Source organism: Pseudomonas akapageensis (assembly GCF_011355085.1).
Lineage (GTDB): Bacteria > Pseudomonadota > Gammaproteobacteria > Pseudomonadales > Pseudomonadaceae > Aquipseudomonas > Aquipseudomonas akapageensis.
In genome coordinates, this window is sequence record NZ_VXCP01000035.1 from 1 (window position 1) to 17,906 (window position 17,906).

Below are 17,906 nucleotides of genomic sequence, written 5' to 3' on the forward strand. Positions count from 1 at the left end.
GCTAGGTTTTCACACAGTCTGCAAGGGCGCCTTTTTTCTCGTTCCCACGCGCCGCAAAGGAATGCCTCCGCAGACGCTCCGCGTCGTGACGCTGGAGCGTCAGGTCACTGCATTCCCACGCAGAGCGTGGGAACGAGATACGGATTAGCGGCGCTTGCTGCCCCCCAACAACGATCCCATCAACCCCCTGACCAACTGCCGACCCAGTTGGTTGGCGGCCTGGCGCATGGCCGACTTCAATGCCTGCCCAGCCACGCTGCCAAGAAACTCACCCGCCTTGTCGCTCAGGCTCTCTTCTGCAGGCGCCGCCGCGGTCGGTCCCGATGGCTGAGGTTCAGTTACCTTGCGTGCCATGAGCATTTCATAAGCCGATTCCCGGTCGACCGGTTTGTCATAACGCCCGGCAAGCGGGGACTGGCTGATCAGAGCGGCGCGTTCAGCCGGGGTGAGCGGGCCGATCCGCGATTGTGGCGGGGCTATCAATACACGCTGAACCATGGCCGGGGTCCCCTTGTCCTGCAAGGTGCCCACCAGCGCTTCGCCGATCCCCAGTTCGGTCAGCACCGCCAGGGTGTCAAACGCTGGATTGGGTCGAAAACCGTCGGCTACGGCCTTCAGGGACTTCTGCTCCTTGGCCGTGAAAGCCCGCAAACCGTGCTGAATTCGCAAGCCAAGCTGGGCCAGAATGTCGTCCGGCAGGTCGCCCGGCGACTGGGTGACGAAATATACCCCGACGCCTTTGGAGCGAATCAACCGCACCACTTGTTCCAGCCGCTCCTGCAAGGCCCTGGGAGTATCGGCAAAGAGCAGGTGCGCCTCGTCGAAAAACAGCGCCAACAGTGGTTTGTCGGCATCGCCTCGCTCCGGGAGCTGCTCGAACAGTTCCGCCAGAAGCCAAAGCAGGAAAGTCGCATAGACCTTGGGCGCTTCATGAACCAGACGGCTGGCATCGAGCAGGTGTATCCGCCCGCGTCCGTCAGCCGTGGGCTGCAGAATATCCTCCAACTGCAGGGCCGGCTCGCCGAACAGCGCCTCGGCGCCCTGCTGTTCCAGGGTGGCCAATCTGCGCAATAACGCCTGGCTGGAACCGGTGGTCATCAAGGCACTGTCCTCACCCAACAGCTGCGGGTTGTCCTTGAGGTGATTGAGCAGTGCCTTGAGATCCTTCAAATCGAGCAGCAACAGCCCTTCCCTGTCGGCAACCTTGAACGCAGCGTACAGCGCCGCCTGCTGGCTATCGCTCAACTCGAGCAGGCTGCCGAGCAATAGTGGCCCCATTTCGCTGATGGTCGTACGCAACGGATGACCCGACTCACCTTGTATATCCCACAAGGTGACCGGATACGCCTGCGGACGATGATTGAGCCATGGCATCCCCGCTATCCGCTCGGCAATCTTGCCCTGCGGGTTGCCTGCCGCTCCCAGACCACACAGGTCACCCTTGATATCCGCGGCAAACACCGCCACGCCGGCATCGCTGAAGGCTTCGGCCAGACGTTGCAGGGTTACGGTCTTGCCGGTGCCGGTAGCACCTGCCACCAGGCCGTGACGATTGGCCAGGCGCATTTGCTGGGAGATCGGCTGACCGCCCTGGTCTGCGCCGAGTACAAGTTGCGAGAAATCAGGCATTTTTTCACCCCTGGTTAAGCTTTGGCTCGAATCTGTCGATATCCATGCAGGTAACAAGATTTTTCTGAGAGGCCGGTGAGATAACCCCAAAGGGACGGGGGCCTATCTATTTGTTACAGCCTGCCATTTCATCCGAACATCTCTTGTGTGCACCCGAAATAAAAGACCTTAGCGGACACACCACGTCATGAATAAAAACCTGCGTTTCAGCCACAAGATCCTGCTTGCGGCGTCCCTGATCGTAGTAGTCGCTTTCGCGCTATTCACCTTGTACAACGACTTTCTTCAGCGTAATGCCATTCGCGAGGACTTGAATAGCTATCTCCATGAAATGGGGGAAACCACTTCGGCCAACATCAAGAACTGGTTCGACGGGCGAATTCTGCTGATTGAAAACCTCGGGCAGACCGTTGCCCTGAACCCTGACATGGCCAATGTCAGCGATCTACTGGAACAAAAAGCCCTGGCGACGAGTTTCCTCGGGGTCTATCTGGGCGCCACCGACGGCAAGTTCCTCATTCGCCCCGACAGCAAGATGCCCGATGGCTACGATCCACGCGTGCGCCCCTGGTACAAGAGCGGCCAGGCCGCCAACGGCCCGGCCTTGACCGAACCCTACATCGACCTGGCCTCCAACAAGCTGGTGATTTCGATTGTTGCGCCAACCCACAAGGGCGGCCAGAACCTGGGCGTAGTCGGTGGCGACTTGAGCCTCGACGCAATGACCGAAATCATCAATTCGCTGAAAATCGGCGGCATGGGCTTCGCCTTCCTGGTCAGTGCCGACGGCACGGTACTGGTCCATCCGGACAAGAACCTGGTGATGAAATCGCTGAGCGATGTGTTCCCGCAGAACACGCCGCGCCTGAGCAGCGACCTCAGCGAAATCGAAGTGGATGGCAAGACCCGGATCCTGACCTTCAGCCCGGTCAAGGGCCTGCCTTCGGTGAACTGGTACATCGGCCTGTCCGTGGACAAGGACAAGGCCTACGCAATGCTGAGTAAGTTCCGCGCCTCGGCCCTGGTCGCCGTCGTGGTCGCCGTGGTGTTCATCATTGCCCTGCTCGGCATGCTGATCCGCCTGCTGATGCAGCCACTGCACACCATGAGCCGGGCCATGGCAGACATCGCCGAAGGCGAAGGTGACCTGACCAGGCGCCTGGCCATTCACACCCACGACGAATTCGGTACTCTCGGCACCGCCTTCAACCGCTTCGTCGAACGCATTCATGGCTCTATCCGCGAAGTCTCGTCGGCCACCGAACAAGTCAACGAAGTCGCCCTGCGCGTGGTCAGCGCCTCCAACTCGTCGATGCACAACTCCGACGAACAGGCCAACCGCACCAACAGCGTGGCGGCGGCGATCAACCAGTTGGGCGCAGCCGCTCAGGAAATCGCCCACAATGCTGCGCAAGCTTCGCAACATGCGAGCTCCGCCCGCCACCTGGCCGAAGAAGGTCAGCAAGTGGTCGATCGCAGCATCCAGGCGATGAACCGCTTGTCGGACCTGATCTGCACATCCAGCAGCCACATCGAAACGCTCAACAGCAAAACCGTAAACATCGGGCAGATCCTCGAAGTCATCACCAGCATTTCCCAGCAAACCAACCTGCTGGCCCTCAATGCCGCCATCGAAGCGGCGCGGGCCGGTGAAGCCGGGCGTGGGTTTGCCGTGGTCGCCGACGAAGTGCGCAACCTGGCCCATCGCACCCAGGAATCGGCGCAACAGGTGCAGAAGATGATCGAAGAACTGCAGGTTGGCGCGCGTGAATCGGTCAGCACCATGGGCGAAAGCCAGCGTCACAGCCAGGACAGCGTCTCGATTGCCAACCAGGCGGGCGAGCGCCTGGGCAGCGTGACCCAGCGCATCGGCGAGATCGACGGCATGAACCAGTCGGTGGCCACCGCCACCGAGGAACAGACCGCCGTGGTCGATTCGATCAACATGGACATCACCGAGATCAATACACTCAACCAGGAGGGCGTGGAGAACCTGCAGTCCACCTTGCGGGCGTGTGCGGACCTCGAGCAGCAGGCTGCGCGTTTGAAGCAATTGGTGGGTAGTTTCAGGATCTGATTGGCATTTATTACGGCCGCTTCGCGGCCGATCGCGGGCAAGCCCGCTCCCACAGTGTCCCCGGTGTACCTGTGGGAGCTGGCTTGCCAGCGATGAGGCCAGAACAGACACCCCCGCCCTCCCCCGATCGAACATCTATCCTTAGTAGAGGTCCACCCTAGGACAATGTACTTCGGAGGGATGCTGATCGTGCATATTGCTGACATCACCATGTTCTACGCCCCTGCCAGTGGCGGCGTGAGAACTTACCTTGATGCCAAACATCGCCGCCTGGGGCTCAACCCCGGTGTTCGCCATAGCCTGCTGATTCCCGGCCCCAGCCTGAGCTGGGAAAACGGCATTTACCAGGTCCCGGCACCCGCCCTGCCATTCGGCAATGGCTACCGCTTTCCTCTTCGTCTGGCGCCGTGGCGAAATGTCCTGCACGATCTGCAGCCGGACCTTATCGAAGTCGGCGACCCTTACTTGACCGCATGGGCCGCGCTCGATGCACGCCGCCAACTCGATGTACCGGTCATCGGCTTCTATCACTCGGACCTGCCATTGCTGGTCAGCAACCGCATGGGCAATTGGTTCACCCCCAACGTGGAAGCCTATGTGAGCAAGCTGTATGGCAACTTCGACCGTGTCCTCGCCCCCAGCCAGGTCATGGCGGACAAGTTGCGCAGCCTGGGTATCGGAAATGTGCACCTGCAGCGCCTCGGCGTTGACCTCAATGCATTCAACCCGAGCCATCGCGATGCACGCGTCAGGGAAGAACTGGGTATCAACGATGACACCCGGCTGCTGATCTTCGCCGGCCGCGGCTCCAAGGAAAAAAACCTGCCGGTGCTACTCGACTGCATGAGACGGCTCGGCCGGCATTACCATTTGCTGTTGATCGGCTCGCACATGCCGGCCAACGTCCCGAACAACGTGACCGTCATCAATCGCTTCTGCCCTACCCAGCAACTTGCCAGATTTCTGGCCAGCGCCGACGCCCTGGTTCACGCAGGCGACCATGAAACTTTCGGTCTGGTCGTACTCGAAGCCATGGCCAGTGGCATCCCGGTCGTCGCGGCCGCCGCCGGGGCGTTCCCGGAAATTGTCCGCGAAGACTGCGGCGTGCTCTTCGCGCCAAACGACAGCCTGGCCATGGCCCGAGCGGTACGCGAGCTGTTCGGCCGGGACTGCGGCGAAATCGGCCGACAGGCGCGGTGCCACGCCGAACAAAAGTACGCCTGGGACAACGTGGTCAGCGGGCTGCTCGAACATTATCGGGCCGTCCTTGGCAGCAACCTGCCAATGCCCGTCCATGCATGAGACCGAACGCAAACCACCCCGGCAGCGTAGCCTGTTGCTGGTGTTGCATGACGTTGCCCCCCCGACCTGGGCGGACTACAAACCCTTTGTCGAAGCCGTCGACAGCCTGGGCTCTATCCCCTTGACCCTGCTGGTCGTCCCGGACTTTCACCGACGCAACGCGCTCGATGATCACCCCGTTTTTTGCAGCGTACTGGATCAGCGCCTGGCACGTGGTGACGAGTTGGTCCTGCATGGCTATTACCATGCCGACGACAGCCCGCCTCCACGTACCGCGCGAGACTTTTTCATGCGCCGTATCTACACCCGAGAGGGAGAGTTTTATACGCTCGACGAGGAACAGGCCCTGAATCGGCTGACTGCTGGCATCGCCCTGTTCGAACGTCATGGCTGGCCGCTGCACGGCTTTGTCGCGCCGGCCTGGCTGATGAGTGAAGGTACTCGCGCGGCGCTGCGCTCACTACCCCTGCGCTACACCAGCTCGCCACAGCATCTGTATCGGCTGCCCGACTTCTCTTGCCTGGAAGCTCCCGGCCTGGTCTGGAGTGCACGCAGTGCCTGGCGACGTGCAGCTTCCAGCATCATCAGCAAACGACGTGAAAGTCACCTGCGACAGGCATCGACGATTCGCCTGGGCTTGCACCCGGTGGACATGCGCCATGACTTTTCCCGCGACTACTGGCTCCATGCGTTGCAGCGACTGCTGGATGATGGACGCCAGCCCATGACCAAGGCCGCCTGGCTGGCCGGACAGGATCACTGGCGATGAGCCGGATTGCCTGGCTGCTGGCCGGCCTGCTGGCGGCGCTGCTGATCCCACTGCTACTCGGTGGCAGGGAAATGCTGGTGCGCCTGCAGGCATTTCCACTGCCCATGCTCCTGCTGCTGTTCTCCATGATCGGCGGGTGCTGGGTTATCAATGCCGCGCGCCTGCGCCTGCTGTTGGGTGATCAGGTCAGCTGTATCGGCCGCCTGAAAAGTTTCGCCGTGGTCATGGCCACCGAGTTTGCCATCTGTGCGAGCCCGGGCGGCAGCGGCGGCCCGTTGACCCTGATGACCTTGCTTGCACGCAACGGCATACGGCCTGCGCGCAGCAGTGCAGTGTTCGCCATGGACCAACTCAGCGATCTGGTGTTCTTCTTTTGCGCCCTGGTCGGCATCCTGCTGTATGCCCTGTTTCAAAACCTCAATCCGGATCTGGAGTGGATGCTGGTCGTCAGTGCCCTGCTGGTGCTTGGCGGCTTGAGCCTGTGCATGGCGCTCGCGCGCTTTCATCGCCGCATCCTGCGAATCAATGGACGCTTGCTTTGCCGGCTGAACGTGAAGCCCGCTACCCGTTTGCGCTGGGCTCGAAAGCTCCTGCACTTTCTCCAGGCCTTCACCGATACCTGCAAACTCCCATGGCGAAGCCTGGCCGGCGTATTCTTGCTGACATGCCTGCATTGGGGCCTGCGTTACAGCGTGCTGTACCTGACGTTGCGGGGGCTGGGCGTGGATCTGCAGTGGGCCTGGACTTTTCTGATCCAGATGCTGTCACTCAGTGCCGGGCAACTGAGCCTGCTGCCAGGCGGAGCAGGTGCTGCCGAACTGACATCTGCCGCTCTGCTGGCGCCAATGGTGGGCAAAACCACTGCGGCAGCGGCCATTCTGATCTGGCGATCAGTGACCTATTACTTCTATTTGATCGCAGGCGGACCGGTCTTTGTGCTGATGGTCGGGCGACCCTTGCTGCACAAACTGATGAGTCTCAAGCAGGTTTAGGCGCATCCGCATCAATGCTGGTATCCGCCTCGTCCTGCAGTTGCCGCCAAAGCTCGGCAGCATCCGCAAACTCGGTGCCGTTCTCATCGCTCAAGGCGTCGGGGTCGTAACGGCTGAGGCAGCCTTCACCCAGCGTGGGTGGCGCCTTTGCGGTGGCCTTTTCCAGTGGATCAGTCATTCCCCACCTCGCTATTCGAAAAGCAGCCGGGCTTTCGCCAACGCCCGGCTGCTTGCTGCTGTCAGTTAAACACGACTGTCTTGTTGCCGTGAACCAGCACGCGATCTTCCAGGTGGTAGCGCAAGCCGCGGGCCAACACCATCTTCTCCACGTCGCGGCCGAAGCGAACCATGTCTTCGATACTGTCGCTGTGGCTGACGCGTACCACGTCCTGCTCAATGATAGGACCGGCATCCAGCTCTTCGGTCACGTAGTGACAGGTGGCACCGATCAACTTCACGCCGCGCATCGAAGCCTGATGATACGGCTTGGCGCCAACGAAGGACGGCAGGAAGCTGTGGTGAATATTGATGACCTGATGGGCATATTCCTGGCACAACTGCGGAGGCAGGATTTGCATGTAACGCGCCAGCACCACCACTTCGGCCTGGTGATGCTTGACCAGGCGCGAGACTTCAGCGAACGCCGGTTGTTTGTCTTTCGGGTCGACCGGTACGTGGTAGTACGGGATGCCGTGCCACTCGACCATGCTGCGCAGGTCGTCGTGGTTGGAGATGACACAGGCGATTTCGCAATCGAGTTCATCGCTGTGCCAGCGGTGCAACAAGTCGGCCAGGCAGTGGGACTCGCGGCTGGCCATCAACACCACGCGTTTTTTCTGGTCGGTGTCGGTGATGCGCCAGACCATGGAGAACTCTTTGGCAATCGGCTCGAACGCTTCACGAAATTGCTCGATACCAAAGGGCAGCGTATCGGCACGGATTTCGTGACGCATGAAGAACCAGCCGCTAAGGTCATCGGAGTGATGGCTCGCTTCGGTGATCCAGCCGTTGTAAGAAGCCAGAAAATTACTGACTTTGGCAACAATGCCAACGCGGTCGGGGCAAGCTATCACCAGCCGATAAGTGCGCATGAGGGAGACTCCAGAACTTCGCAAAGGCGGCTATTCTAGCGACTGCTTGAAAAAACTGCAGTAGTCCTCGCACGCTTTGTCAACGCTCGCACCTGCCAACCTTGCGCCGAACTCGGCCCAGGCGACAAGTAGCCTGACGTTCAGGGCAGTGGCGGCCCGGCACATGAATTTTTGTTAATCCGCTGTGCTGCTTAATATCTAATTCTCGACTTGCAGTGTCCGGTTAAGATTTAAAGTAATTTGTCGGAACTCGGCATTTAATGTTTACTTGATCAAACTGTCTGACTATTATTGCGGCACTGTCTCTCTGCCATCCCTTTCCTCATAAGGTAGTGCTCATGTCCCTGATCAACGAATACCGCGCCACAGAAGAAGCCATCAAAGAACTGCAAGCCCGTTTGAAGAATCTGTCCCAAGACGACAAACTGCAAACCGAGCTGGAATTCGAAGGCAAACTGCGTACCCTGATGGGCGAGTATCAAAAATCCCTGCGCGACATCATCGCGCTGCTCGATCCAGAAGCCAAAGTATCCAAAGCTCCACGTGGCGCCGTGAAAACTACCGGCACCAAGCGTGCACGCAAGGTTAAACAGTACAAAAACCCGCACAATGGCGAAGTCATCGAAACCAAAGGCGGCAACCACAAGACTCTGAAAGAGTGGAAAGCCAAGTGGGGCGGTGACGTGGTTGAAGGCTGGGCTACCCTGCTGGGCTAATTGCCACGATCTGCTGTTAATAAACAGCAATAAAAAAACGCCAGCTTGCTGGCGTTTTTTTATTGCTTGCGAAGGCTTCCGATCAAATTCCCAGTCGCCCCCCCAGGCTCTGGGCGTAGATTCGCCACTGCTCAAGAATTTCTCGCTGCTGCACCGAAGCATCGCCCCATGACGCTTGCAGTGCCTGATTGAACGCTTCCAGTGTATTGGGCGCCCCCATTGCTTCATTCGTCAGACGCAGCTGACAGAATTCTCGCCAGCGTTGTTGTTCCTGTTCACTCAAGGTGTCGGCAAAGTTACGCGCGCGATATCGAAATAATAATTCCGGCAAACGATCATCATCGAACATCCATTGCGAACCCACCAGTTGTTGTGGCTCCGCCATCCTCACTTGCTCGCATAAACGCCGGTCGCGATCGCCGAGAAACCCCTCGTACAACTGCTGCTCCGGATCCTCACTTGGCGCAAAGTCTTCGCTGGAATAGAGGGTCTGTACTTTATCCTGCCAGCGTGATTGCGCGTCAGTTAGCCGCTGCGCTTGTGTCTGATAATGCGCCATGTCCAGGCCTAACCGCTGTTGATCTTCAGGGCGCAACACATTTAGCGGTGCCAACACTGGGCAACGATTGATGTGGACCAACTTGAGCGGCACCGGCAGCTGCCCTTGCGCCAAATCCTCACGTCGGCTGTATAAACGCTGACGCAGAATATCGGTTTCCTCTTCGAGTAAAGGTTGAGGATCGAAGTGCAGGTCACAGACAATCAACGCATTACGATTACGCGGGTGCCAGGCCAGCGGCAACACCACGCCCAAGTAGTTACGCTCCGCAGAAAACCGCCCGGAGATATGCACAAGCGGTTGTAAAAGCCGAATTTGATCCAGCACTTTTTGCTTGCTGCGCAACTGAAACAACCAGTCATAAAGTTTTGGCTGTTTGTCACGAATCAAACGGGCCAGACCAATGGTCGCCCGCACATCGGACAACGCATCGTGGGCCTGGCCATGATCAATGCCATTGGCGGCGGTCAGCAACTCCAGTTTGAGGCTCGTGCGTCCATCCACCTGGGGCCAATTGATACCTTGTGGGCGCAAGGCATAGGCCGTACGAACAATATCGATCAGGTCCCAGCGACTGTTACCGCCTTGCCATTCGCGGGCGTAGGGGTCGAAGAAATTTCGATACAAACTATAACGGGTTACTTCGTCGTCGAAGCGCAGCGTGTTATAGCCTGCTCCACAAGTGCCGGGCCGGGCCAATTGAGCATGAATGCGGGTCATGAAATCGGCCTCGCACAATCCCTGCTCGTCCAGGCGATCGGGGGTAATTCCAGTAATCAGGCAGCCGGCGGGGTGCGGCAGGATATCGTCGCTGGGCTGACAATAGAGGTTGACCGGCTCATCGATTTCATTGAGCTCAAGATCAGTACGGATACCGGCGACCTGCAAGGGGCGGTCGCAACGCGGATTGATCCCTGTGGTTTCGTAGTCGTACCAGAATATGGAGCTCACGAGGCGTTGTCCTGTGCTGAAGATGACGTGAGTCTACATCAGCCCCGGCGAGCTCTGCGGATATGGCATACCCTCAGTGTGTCAGGCTGCCAGATCAGGGACTGCAATGTCGGTGAAACCGCTGGACTCCCGTTACCGGATCGAGACCCCGGAGGGTATCGATTTGATACTGCGCCCCGCCGGGCTGATGTCGCGGGCTCTGGCATTCGCCCTGGACCTGGGCATTCGTGGCCTGCTGCTCGGCGGGCTGCTGCTGGTGCTGAGTCAGTTCGGCCATGTGGGCATCGGGCTGGCCGCATTGCTGCTGTTTGTTCTGAACTGGTGGTACATGGTGCTGTTCGAAGTCTTCAACCAGGGCCGATCACCCGGTAAACACATGATGAAGCTACGCGTTGTCCAGGACGATGGCACGCCCGTCGGCTGGTCGTCTTCACTGATCCGCAACCTGCTGCGCTTCGTCGATATGCTGCCACTGGGCTACTGCCTGGGCGCGATCAGCTGCCTGCAACACCCGACCTTCAAACGTCTGGGCGACCTGGCCGCCGGTACCCTGGTGATCTATCGCGAGTTACCGGCGCCACGTCCGGTGTTGCCGGATGTTCCCGCCCTGCACCCGCCCTTCGCCATGACGCTGACCGAACAACGCGCCGTACTGGGTTTTGCCGAGCGTCAGGGCGACCTGTCCCATGAGCGCGCCCGGGAACTGGCGAGCATCATGGCCCAGCCCTTGAAGGTCGATCCCGAGCATGCCGTGGCGCAACTCAACGGCATTGCCCGAGGCCTGTTGGGGCCGCCATGAAACAACGTCATTTCGAAGCACGGCATCGACAAGCGTGGCAAGACTTCGGCCACCTGCTCGACAGCCTCGAATGCAACGCCGCCGCCCCCATGGCCTGCAGATCCTTTACGGCGCAGTACCGGCACTTGTGCCAGCATCTGGCTCTGGCTCAGGAACGCGGCTACAGCAGCCATCTGGTCGATACCCTGCAACACCTGGCCATGCGCGGGCATCAGCAACTCTATCGTCATCGCAGCCATCTGGGTGCCAGCACGCTGCAGTTCATATTGGCCGGTTTTCCACGGCTGGTACGGGCGCAATGGCGTTTCGTGGCACTGGCTTGCCTGTTGTTTTTCGGCAGCCTGCTGATGACCGGATGGCTGGTCTACCTGTTCCCCGACCTGGTTTACAGCCTGATCGACCCGCAGCAAGTGGTCGAAATGGAGTCGATGTACGATCCCGACCAGAGCCGTCTGGGCCAACTGGCCGCGCGCCAATCCAGCGAGGACTGGATGATGTTCGGCTACTACATCATGAATAACATCGGCATTGCCTTTCAGACCTTTGCCAGTGGGCTGCTGCTGGGGGTTGGCAGTCTGTTTTACCTGTTCTTCAACGGATTGATGATCGGCGCGGTGGCCGGCCATCTGACGGAAATAGGCTACGGGCCAAACTTCTGGTCATTCGTCGTTGGCCACGGCGCCTTCGAGCTCAGCGCCATTGCCCTGGCCGGTGCCGCAGGCCTGAAACTGGGCTGGGCGGTCATTGCGCCCGGCCGGCTGTCTCGCGGCGAAGCGTTGCGCAGCGCCGCCATCGTCAGTGTGCAGTTGATCTATGGTGTGCTGCTGTTGCTGTTCATCGCCGCCTTTATCGAAGCCTACTGGTCATCGAAAACAGCGATCCAGGCACCACTCAAATATGGCGTGGGCACCGGTTTGTGGTTACTCGTCGGCCTGTACCTGGGCTTTGCCGGAAGAACGCCCCATGCACCCTGACATTGTCATCGACCCACGCACACCCTGGGAAGCAATGGATCTTGGCGTGCTGATGGCCCAGCGCCACCGTCGCTTGCTGATGGTGAGCTGGGCCGCCATCAGCCTGCCAGTCTTTATCTTGCTCAGCCTATTGTTCAGGGACTCCCCTTCCATCGCACTCCTGCTGTTCTGGTGGTTGAAGCCGGCCTTCGAACGCTTGTCGCTCGACATCCTGTCCCAGGCCCTGTTCGCAGAGCCACCCAGCCTGGGCCAGGCGTTGCGCCGATGGCCATCGACACTCAAGCCACAATTGCTCGCCAGCCTGACCTGGCGACGCTTCAGTCTGAGTCGCAGCTTCAGTCTGCCCGTGACACAACTCGAGAAGCTGAGCGGCCAGGCCCGCCTGCGTCGCCTGGCGATCCTGCGCAAGCGGAACCTGGGCGCGGCGCGCTGGCTGACCACACTCGGTGCGAACCTGGAAGCGGTTTTCTGGCTGGGCTCGATGGCCCTGCTCTACCTGTTATTGCCACAACAGTTTGTAGCCGACTGGAACTGGCAACAGTTGCTGGAGATGGCCGAAAGCAACTGGCTTTGGCTGGAGCACCTGACGAACCTTTTCTATGCCCTGATCCTGGTGTTCTGGGGGCCGATCTATGTGGCCTGCGGCTTCAGTCTTTACCTGAATCGGCGGACCACCCTTGAGGCGTGGGACATCGAACTGGTACTGCGCAGCCTGCGCCAGCGCCTGAGTGCCCTGGCAGTCGTGCTGGTCTGTGTGTTCCTGTCGTTGAGCCCGGCGCCCGAAACCCGGGCCGCCCCCGCCATCGATTCGCCGCAAATGCCTCATTTGCAACAACAAGCACTGGACAGCCAGACCGCGCACCAGGCAATCAACGCAATCCTCGACAAGCCGCCGTTTCGCAACAGCGAAACGGTAACCCGCTGGCGCCTGGGTCACGAACCCTCACCCGGTGAACGGTCCGGAGCTCTGGGCACATGGTTCGACAGCCTGGACGGACACATCGTGGTGCTGATCGCCCGGACACTGGAGGTCTTGCTCTGGGTCACCCTGATCGGACTGCTGGCGTTGCTTGCCTGGCACTATCGTCGCTGGTTCGAAACCTTTGTCAGCAGACGCTCGGAAAGCAGGACGATCGTCGGCCCCGCCCCGGAACAACTGTTCGGTTTGCCGGTTTCCGTGCAAAGCCTGCCCGATGACATCGCCGGCAGTGCCGAACGACTCTGGCAAGACCATCCCCGCGAAGCCCTTGGCCTGCTCTATCGTGCGCTGCTCAGCCGTCTGCTCAACGACTATCGCTTGCCGATCAGACAGGCCGATACCGAGAACCAGGTGCTGGCGCAAGTCGTCGGTCTCGGCCAACCGGCACTCAGTGATTTCAGCGCCCGCCTGACCCATCACTGGCAGACTTTGGCCTATGGCCACCGGCTACCGCCCGCACAGGCGCAACAAGACCTGTGCAATGGCTGGCGCCAGCTGTTCGACAAGGGAGCGCGGCAATGATCCGACGTCCCGCGGTCATCCTCGGTCTGGTGTTATGCCTGGCCGCAGGATTGTTCGCGGCCCACCTTTATCAACAGCTGGAGTCTTACCAGGCCGTCATCGAGCACGGTCCCTCGCCCGAGGCGCTGAACGCGCCTTACCTGGCAGCCGAACTGTTCTTGCGCAAACAGGGGCTCATGGTCGAGCGCGCCGACGATCTCAATGTGCTGACGCAACTCACGCCCAAGCGCAGCAGTCTGGTGCTGCTTGCCAACCGCCAGCAGATGACCCCGGGCCAGGTCGAACAATTGTTGAGTTGGGTAGGGGCTGGCGGGCGATTGTTGTTCGTTGCCGAGGCGCTCTGGGATGAAGACAAGGGGACAAGCGGCGACCTGTTGCTCGACCGTCTGCAACTGCGCCAATACCTCACCGCAGACCTTGCGGATGAACCCAACGAACCGCAAACGATATTTCCGCACCTGACTCGGCTCAATCTGGATAACGAGCAAGCACCGGCCTGGTTCAGCTTCGATCCGGATTACGACCTTGAAGACCCTGGCAACAAGGCACAGATCCGGGCCAGCGGCGGTACAGCGACTCACCTGTTGCAGCTGCCCCACGGTCAGGGCCTGATTACGGTGGTCACCGACAGCCAACTCTGGCAGAACCACAGCATCGGCCGCTACGACAATGCCTGGCTGCTCTGGTACCTGAACCAGGACCGCGCAGTGACACTGCTCATGCGGGCTGAACGCGAGGACCTGTTGACCTTGCTGCTGCGCTATTTCCCCCAGGCCCTCATTGCCCTGGTGCTGTCGACTACGCTGCTGGTCTGGCGCCTGGCAATGCGCGAGGGGCCGGTCCGGCAACCTGCTCCCAAAGCCCGACGTCAACTGCAGGAACATTTGAATGCCAGCGCCGATTTCCTCCTGCGCCACAGCGGTCAGCACACACTTGTTCGCGCCCTGCAGCAGGACATTTTGCGTCGCACCCGACACCATCATCCCGGCTTCGAAAAGTTGACCAGGGACGAGCAGTGGCAAGTGCTGGCGCGGCTGACGCAACAATCGCCACAGGATATAGACCAGGCCTTGACTCCCCCTTCGAGCAAACGCCTGTCCAGCACTGACTTCAGCCGGCAGGTTGCCCGCCTGCAAACTCTCAGGAATGCCTTATGAGTGACTCTCCCAGCGAATCCACTGTAACGCCGCAAGCGCACGTCGCCGAGCAGCGCCAGCGCGCTTGCGTGTTGGCCCAGGCGCTGCGCCAGGAACTGCAAAAGGTCCTGATCGGCCAGACGGATGTCATCGACGATGTGCTGACCGCCCTCATCGCCGGCGGCCACGTGCTGCTCGAAGGTGTTCCGGGCCTGGGCAAGACCTTGCTGGTCCGGGCCCTGGCCCGATGCTTTGGCGGTGACTTCGCACGCATTCAATTCACCCCGGACCTGATGCCCAGCGATGTCACCGGCCACGCGATCTATGACCGCCAGAGCGAACAGTTCAAATTGCGCAAAGGTCCGTTGTTCACCAACTTGCTGCTGGCCGACGAAATCAACCGGGCACCGGCCAAGACCCAGGCAGCCCTGCTCGAGGCCATGCAGGAGCGCCAGGTGACTCTGGAAGGTCATGCCTTGCCGATCACCCAGCCGTTCATGGTGCTGGCCACGCAGAACCCGATCGAGCAGGAAGGCACTTACCCCCTGCCCGAAGCCGAGCTCGACCGCTTCATGCTCAAGCTGCGCATGGACTACCCCGATGCGGAACAGGAGCTGGAGATGGTGCGCCAGGTCACCCGCTCGACACGCGCCGACATGCTCGATGTGCATGCGCCGCGCATTGTCCTGCAAGCCAAGGATGTGCTGGCCCTGCAACGTATTGCCAGCGAGTTGCCCCTCGACGGGCAAGTGCTCGCCTATGCCGTCCAGCTCGCCCGGGCCACCCGCACCTGGCCTGGCCTGTCGCTGGGCGCCGGTCCTCGCGCCTCGATTGCCCTGGCACGCGGCGCACGGGCCAGGGCCCTGCTGCGTGGCGGAGAATTCGTGCTCCCCGACGACGTCAAAGGCTGCGCGCTGGCGGTATTGCGCCATCGGGTGCGCCTGGCACCGGAACTGGATATCGAAGGCCTGTCGGTCGACCAGGTGCTCCGGCAACTGCTCGATCAAGTGCCGGCTCCCCGTACATGAGCATGCACATGAACACGTACGCGCAATGAAGCCGTCTCGCCTGCTGATTCTCTGGATCGCAGCACTCCTGGCCCTGGCCATCGCGCTTGGCGGCCTCAAAGCGCTCGACATGCCCTTGCCCGCAAGCAGCGATGCGATTGCCTGGGGCTTGTTGCTGGCGCTGGCGTTGCTCGCCCTGCTCGACGCCGTGCTGCTAGTGCGCCTGCCCTCACCCCAACTGCAGCGGCAACTGCCCGGCAGCCTGGCACTTGGCCGAACCAGCGAAGTTCGGATCGATGTCCATCATCCTTATAAAAGGCCGCTGCGACTGAGCTTCTTCGATCATGTCCCGGACGGCCTCGGTTTCGAGCATCTGCCGCAATCGATCGACCTTGAGCCAGGCCAGGACTGTCAGTTGGGCTATCGGTTGCGGCCGTTGCGGCGCGGGGCATTCACCTTTGCCCGTAGCGAAATCAGCCTGCCCAGCCCACTGGGGTTATGGGTCGCCCGGCGCTATCTGGTACTGGCCGACACTACCCGTGTCTACCCGGACTTTGCCCGGCTCTACAACGCACAGTTGCTGGCTGTGGACAACTGGCTCAACCAACTGGGCGTACGCCAGCAGCCGCGCCGCGGCCAGGGCCTGGAATTCCATCAATTGCGCGAATTTCGCGAAGGCGACAGCCTGCGCCAGATCGACTGGAAAGCCACGGCCCGGCAACGCGTACCGATTGCACGGGAATACCAGGAGGAGCGCGACCAGCAGATCATGTTCCTGATCGACTGCGGCAGGCGCATGCGCAGCCAGGATGGCGAATTGTCCCATTTCGACCATGCGCTCAACGCCTGCCTGCTGCTCAGCTACATTGCCTTGCGCCAGGGCGACGCCGTGGGCCTGGCGACCTTCGCCAGCGATCAGCCGCGCTACCTGGCGCCAGCCAAGGGCCAGAGCCAGCTCAAGGCGCTGCTCAATGCCGTGCATGACCTGGACAGCTGCCCGCGCGCCGCCGATTTCAATGCCGCCGCCAGTCAGGTACTCATGCGGCAAAAACGTCGCGCCCTGGTCATCCTGGTCACCAACCTGCGCGATGACGACGATGATGAATTACTGTCGGCCGCACGACGCATCGGCCGCCAGCATCGGCTACTGATCGCAAGCCTGCGCGAAGAAGTGCTCGACAGCCTGCGCCAGGCGCCAGTGCAAACGGCGCAGGAAGCCCTGGCCTATTGCGGTGCCATCGACTATTTGAATGCCCGCGATGCGCTGCACGAACGCCTCGAGGCGCAAGGCATCGCTGTGCTCGATAGTCGGGCCACGGAACTGGAGGGAGGACTGGTGTCGCGGTATCTGGGCTGGAAAAAGGCGGCGACGCTCTGATCGAATCAGGCCGATGCGCTCAGTGGATAGAAGCTGAAATAACGCTGCAAGGCGCCGACCAGTTGCTCATATTCCTTGGGTGCCTGCAGCAGCATGAAACCCGAGTCATAGTGGCCAGGCGTGGCATCCTCATGGCACCACAGGCAGCTCGCGGTCAGGTTGATCGGCTGCACGCTGCCGTTGCGGCCGGGAATCCGCAGTTGCAGCTCGAAGTCGGGCCCGACCAGCAACGGCAAGTTACTGATCAGCATCAGGCCATCTTCGGAGACATTACCCAGGTAGCCGATCGGCTGATCGGTAAATCGGTTGAAAACCTTGAGGAAATAAGGGAGCTGATGACGCTCGATGTGGCGTTCGGTAAACATGCTGATATCGCTGTCGACAACCCTTAAGTAGGGTCTCACTAGTGCTGCGGATGCAGGTACGCTCTCTATCTAGCCTAGCCCAAAATGGCGAGTCGGTCACAAAACCGACTCGACTCTTTAGTACTAAAACCTAGGCATTATAGAGGCGCCGGGCGGGCAACCGCAGCCGTGCTGGTGCGATAGTGGCCCAATTGCTGAAGCGTCTGCAGGCGTGCCCGGGCGCGATACGCATACTCGCTGTCCGGGTACTGATTGATGATGTACTCGTAGGTCTGGGCAGCATCGAGGTAGAACTTCGTCCTTTCCAGGCACAATCCGCGCAGCATCGACACTTCCGGCTGGATATCAGGCCGCCTGTTGGGTTGCGGTCGACTGTAGCGCTCGGCCAGGGACAACTCGAGCATGACGCTGTCGCAATGGCCCCGGTCGTAGGAGCGGTAGGCATTGTTCAGATGATGGTCCATCGACCAATGGGTGCAACCGACGACACTGGCCGCCAGGGCTAAAACGATCAAGACTCGCATGGGTATCTCCTGTGCTCTGCAGTGTATCGACCCGAACCTGGAATTCTTCAAGTGCATTTACCTGGCGATCTGCATGCAGTATCCGCGAATCGGCCAATTGCAAGGTAGTGAAGAGGAACAATGACTACAGGCTTAT

The 17,906-nt window shown here is 60.3% G+C and carries 17 protein-coding genes and 1 pseudogene; 12 read left to right on the forward strand and 6 right to left on the reverse strand.

All coding sequences use genetic code 11. From position 1 onward, the window contains the following. Nucleotides 1–144: 144 nt before the first annotated feature. On the reverse strand, nt 145–1,629 hold the full coding sequence (locus tag F2S13_RS20735; RefSeq protein ID WP_166364263.1) for a helicase HerA-like domain-containing protein: 1,485 nt from the start codon (nt 1,627–1,629) through the stop codon (nt 145–147). 187 nt (nt 1,630–1,816) lie between these two features. Here F2S13_RS20735 and F2S13_RS29880 point away from each other — a divergent pair. The 5 genes and pseudogenes from F2S13_RS29880 to gpgF all read left to right on the forward strand — a co-directional run. Further along, nucleotides 1,817–2,848: pseudogene (locus F2S13_RS29880) on the forward strand (cache domain-containing protein); the annotation flags it as partial. A gap of 93 nt (nt 2,849–2,941) precedes the next feature. Next, nucleotides 2,942–3,706: a methyl-accepting chemotaxis protein gene (locus tag F2S13_RS29885; RefSeq protein ID WP_425500240.1), complete on the forward strand. Its 765-nt coding sequence runs from the start codon at nt 2,942–2,944 to the stop codon at nt 3,704–3,706. Between the two features lie 180 nt (nt 3,707–3,886). Continuing rightward, nucleotides 3,887–5,008: an N-acetylglucosaminyl phosphatidylglycerol synthase gene (gpgS, locus tag F2S13_RS20745; protein ID WP_166364267.1), complete on the forward strand. Its 1,122-nt coding sequence runs from the start codon at nt 3,887–3,889 to the stop codon at nt 5,006–5,008. Further along, entirely contained in the window at nt 5,001–5,777 is a 777-nt protein-coding gene (gene gpgD, locus F2S13_RS20750) for an N-acetylglucosaminyl phosphatidylglycerol deacetylase (protein ID WP_166364269.1), read from the forward strand. Before gpgS ends, gpgD begins: the two co-directional genes overlap by 8 nt. Further along, complete coding sequence (gene gpgF / locus F2S13_RS20755) at nt 5,774–6,769, forward strand: glucosaminyl phosphatidylglycerol flippase (protein ID WP_166364271.1); 996 nt, start codon at nt 5,774–5,776, stop codon at nt 6,767–6,769. Before gpgD ends, gpgF begins: the two co-directional genes overlap by 4 nt. Here the strand turns inward: gpgF and F2S13_RS20760 are convergent. Together F2S13_RS20760 and purU are read right to left on the reverse strand one after the other, a co-directional pair. Then, nucleotides 6,756–6,947 (reverse strand): hypothetical protein, encoded by a 192-nt coding sequence (locus F2S13_RS20760; protein ID WP_166364273.1) that lies wholly within the window; start codon nt 6,945–6,947, stop codon nt 6,756–6,758. The genes gpgF and F2S13_RS20760 overlap by 14 nt on opposite strands. 61 nt (nt 6,948–7,008) lie before the next feature. After that, nucleotides 7,009–7,860 (reverse strand): formyltetrahydrofolate deformylase, encoded by an 852-nt coding sequence (gene purU / locus F2S13_RS20765; protein WP_166364275.1) that lies wholly within the window; start codon nt 7,858–7,860, stop codon nt 7,009–7,011. A gap of 338 nt (nt 7,861–8,198) precedes the next feature. On the opposite strand from purU, the gene mvaT reads away from it, so the two are divergent. Further along, nucleotides 8,199–8,576 carry a histone-like nucleoid-structuring protein MvaT gene (gene mvaT, locus F2S13_RS20770; protein ID WP_166364277.1) on the forward strand — a complete coding sequence of 126 codons (378 nt, stop codon included), beginning with the start codon at nt 8,199–8,201 and terminating at the stop codon, nt 8,574–8,576. Nucleotides 8,577–8,658: 82 nt separating this feature from the next. Here the strand turns inward: mvaT and sbcB are convergent, their stop codons facing one another. Continuing rightward, nucleotides 8,659–10,086 (reverse strand): exodeoxyribonuclease I, encoded by a 1,428-nt coding sequence (gene sbcB / locus F2S13_RS20775; protein WP_166364279.1) that lies wholly within the window; start codon nt 10,084–10,086, stop codon nt 8,659–8,661. A gap of 106 nt (nt 10,087–10,192) precedes the next feature. On the opposite strand from sbcB, the gene F2S13_RS20780 reads away from it, so the two are divergent. The 6 genes from F2S13_RS20780 to F2S13_RS20805 are packed head-to-tail and all read left to right on the forward strand — an operon-like array spanning nt 10,193 to nt 16,881. After that, nucleotides 10,193–10,885 (forward strand): RDD family protein, encoded by a 693-nt coding sequence (locus F2S13_RS20780; RefSeq protein WP_166364281.1) that lies wholly within the window; start codon nt 10,193–10,195, stop codon nt 10,883–10,885. Further along, a complete protein-coding gene (locus F2S13_RS20785) occupies nt 10,882–11,859 on the forward strand; it encodes a stage II sporulation protein M (protein ID WP_166364283.1) in 978 nt (325 codons plus the stop codon). Before F2S13_RS20780 ends, F2S13_RS20785 begins: the two co-directional genes overlap by 4 nt. Continuing rightward, nucleotides 11,849–13,360: a DUF4129 domain-containing protein gene (locus F2S13_RS20790; protein WP_166364285.1), complete on the forward strand. Its 1,512-nt coding sequence runs from the start codon at nt 11,849–11,851 to the stop codon at nt 13,358–13,360. Before F2S13_RS20785 ends, F2S13_RS20790 begins: the two co-directional genes overlap by 11 nt. After that, nucleotides 13,357–14,517 carry a DUF4350 domain-containing protein gene (locus tag F2S13_RS20795; RefSeq protein ID WP_166364287.1) on the forward strand — a complete coding sequence of 387 codons (1,161 nt, stop codon included), beginning with the start codon at nt 13,357–13,359 and terminating at the stop codon, nt 14,515–14,517. The genes F2S13_RS20790 and F2S13_RS20795 overlap by 4 nt, the downstream gene beginning before the upstream one ends. Further along, entirely contained in the window at nt 14,514–15,524 is a 1,011-nt protein-coding gene (locus tag F2S13_RS20800) for an AAA family ATPase (RefSeq protein WP_166364289.1), read from the forward strand. Before F2S13_RS20795 ends, F2S13_RS20800 begins: the two co-directional genes overlap by 4 nt. 25 nt (nt 15,525–15,549) lie before the next feature. After that, nucleotides 15,550–16,881 carry a DUF58 domain-containing protein gene (locus F2S13_RS20805; RefSeq protein WP_166364291.1) on the forward strand — a complete coding sequence of 444 codons (1,332 nt, stop codon included), beginning with the start codon at nt 15,550–15,552 and terminating at the stop codon, nt 16,879–16,881. 5 nt (nt 16,882–16,886) lie between these two features. Here the strand turns inward: F2S13_RS20805 and F2S13_RS20810 are convergent, their stop codons facing one another. Together F2S13_RS20810 and F2S13_RS20815 are read right to left on the reverse strand one after the other, a co-directional pair. Further along, complete coding sequence (locus tag F2S13_RS20810) at nt 16,887–17,246, reverse strand: PilZ domain-containing protein (protein ID WP_166364293.1); 360 nt, start codon at nt 17,244–17,246, stop codon at nt 16,887–16,889. Between the two features lie 137 nt (nt 17,247–17,383). Further along, nucleotides 17,384–17,770: a tetratricopeptide repeat protein gene (locus tag F2S13_RS20815; protein ID WP_166364295.1), complete on the reverse strand. Its 387-nt coding sequence runs from the start codon at nt 17,768–17,770 to the stop codon at nt 17,384–17,386. Nucleotides 17,771–17,906 lie beyond the last annotated feature (136 nt).

Bases quoted from the DNA above. Each gene is read 5' to 3' on its own strand.
- gpgF (WP_166364271.1), top strand. From the start codon at position 5,774: ATGAGCCGGATTGCCTGGCTGCTGGCCGGCCTGCTGGCGGCGCTGCTG.
- gpgS (WP_166364267.1), top strand. From the start codon at position 3,887: ATGCTGATCGTGCATATTGCTGACATCACCATGTTCTACGCCCCTGCC.
- mvaT (WP_166364277.1), top strand. From the start codon at position 8,199: ATGTCCCTGATCAACGAATACCGCGCCACAGAAGAAGCCATCAAAGAA.
- F2S13_RS20785 (WP_166364283.1), top strand. From the start codon at position 10,882: ATGAAACAACGTCATTTCGAAGCACGGCATCGACAAGCGTGGCAAGAC.
- F2S13_RS20800 (WP_166364289.1), top strand. From the start codon at position 14,514: ATGAGTGACTCTCCCAGCGAATCCACTGTAACGCCGCAAGCGCACGTC.
- F2S13_RS29885 (WP_425500240.1), top strand. From the start codon at position 2,942: ATGCACAACTCCGACGAACAGGCCAACCGCACCAACAGCGTGGCGGCG.
- purU (WP_166364275.1), bottom strand. From the start codon at position 7,860: ATGCGCACTTATCGGCTGGTGATAGCTTGCCCCGACCGCGTTGGCATT.
- gpgD (WP_166364269.1), top strand. From the start codon at position 5,001: ATGCATGAGACCGAACGCAAACCACCCCGGCAGCGTAGCCTGTTGCTG.
- F2S13_RS20810 (WP_166364293.1), bottom strand. From the start codon at position 17,246: ATGTTTACCGAACGCCACATCGAGCGTCATCAGCTCCCTTATTTCCTC.
- F2S13_RS20815 (WP_166364295.1), bottom strand. From the start codon at position 17,770: ATGCGAGTCTTGATCGTTTTAGCCCTGGCGGCCAGTGTCGTCGGTTGC.
- F2S13_RS20760 (WP_166364273.1), bottom strand. From the start codon at position 6,947: ATGACTGATCCACTGGAAAAGGCCACCGCAAAGGCGCCACCCACGCTG.
- F2S13_RS20805 (WP_166364291.1), top strand. From the start codon at position 15,550: ATGAAGCCGTCTCGCCTGCTGATTCTCTGGATCGCAGCACTCCTGGCC.
- F2S13_RS20780 (WP_166364281.1), top strand. From the start codon at position 10,193: ATGTCGGTGAAACCGCTGGACTCCCGTTACCGGATCGAGACCCCGGAG.
- F2S13_RS20735 (WP_166364263.1), bottom strand. From the start codon at position 1,629: ATGCCTGATTTCTCGCAACTTGTACTCGGCGCAGACCAGGGCGGTCAG.
- F2S13_RS20795 (WP_166364287.1), top strand. From the start codon at position 13,357: ATGATCCGACGTCCCGCGGTCATCCTCGGTCTGGTGTTATGCCTGGCC.
- F2S13_RS20790 (WP_166364285.1), top strand. From the start codon at position 11,849: ATGCACCCTGACATTGTCATCGACCCACGCACACCCTGGGAAGCAATG.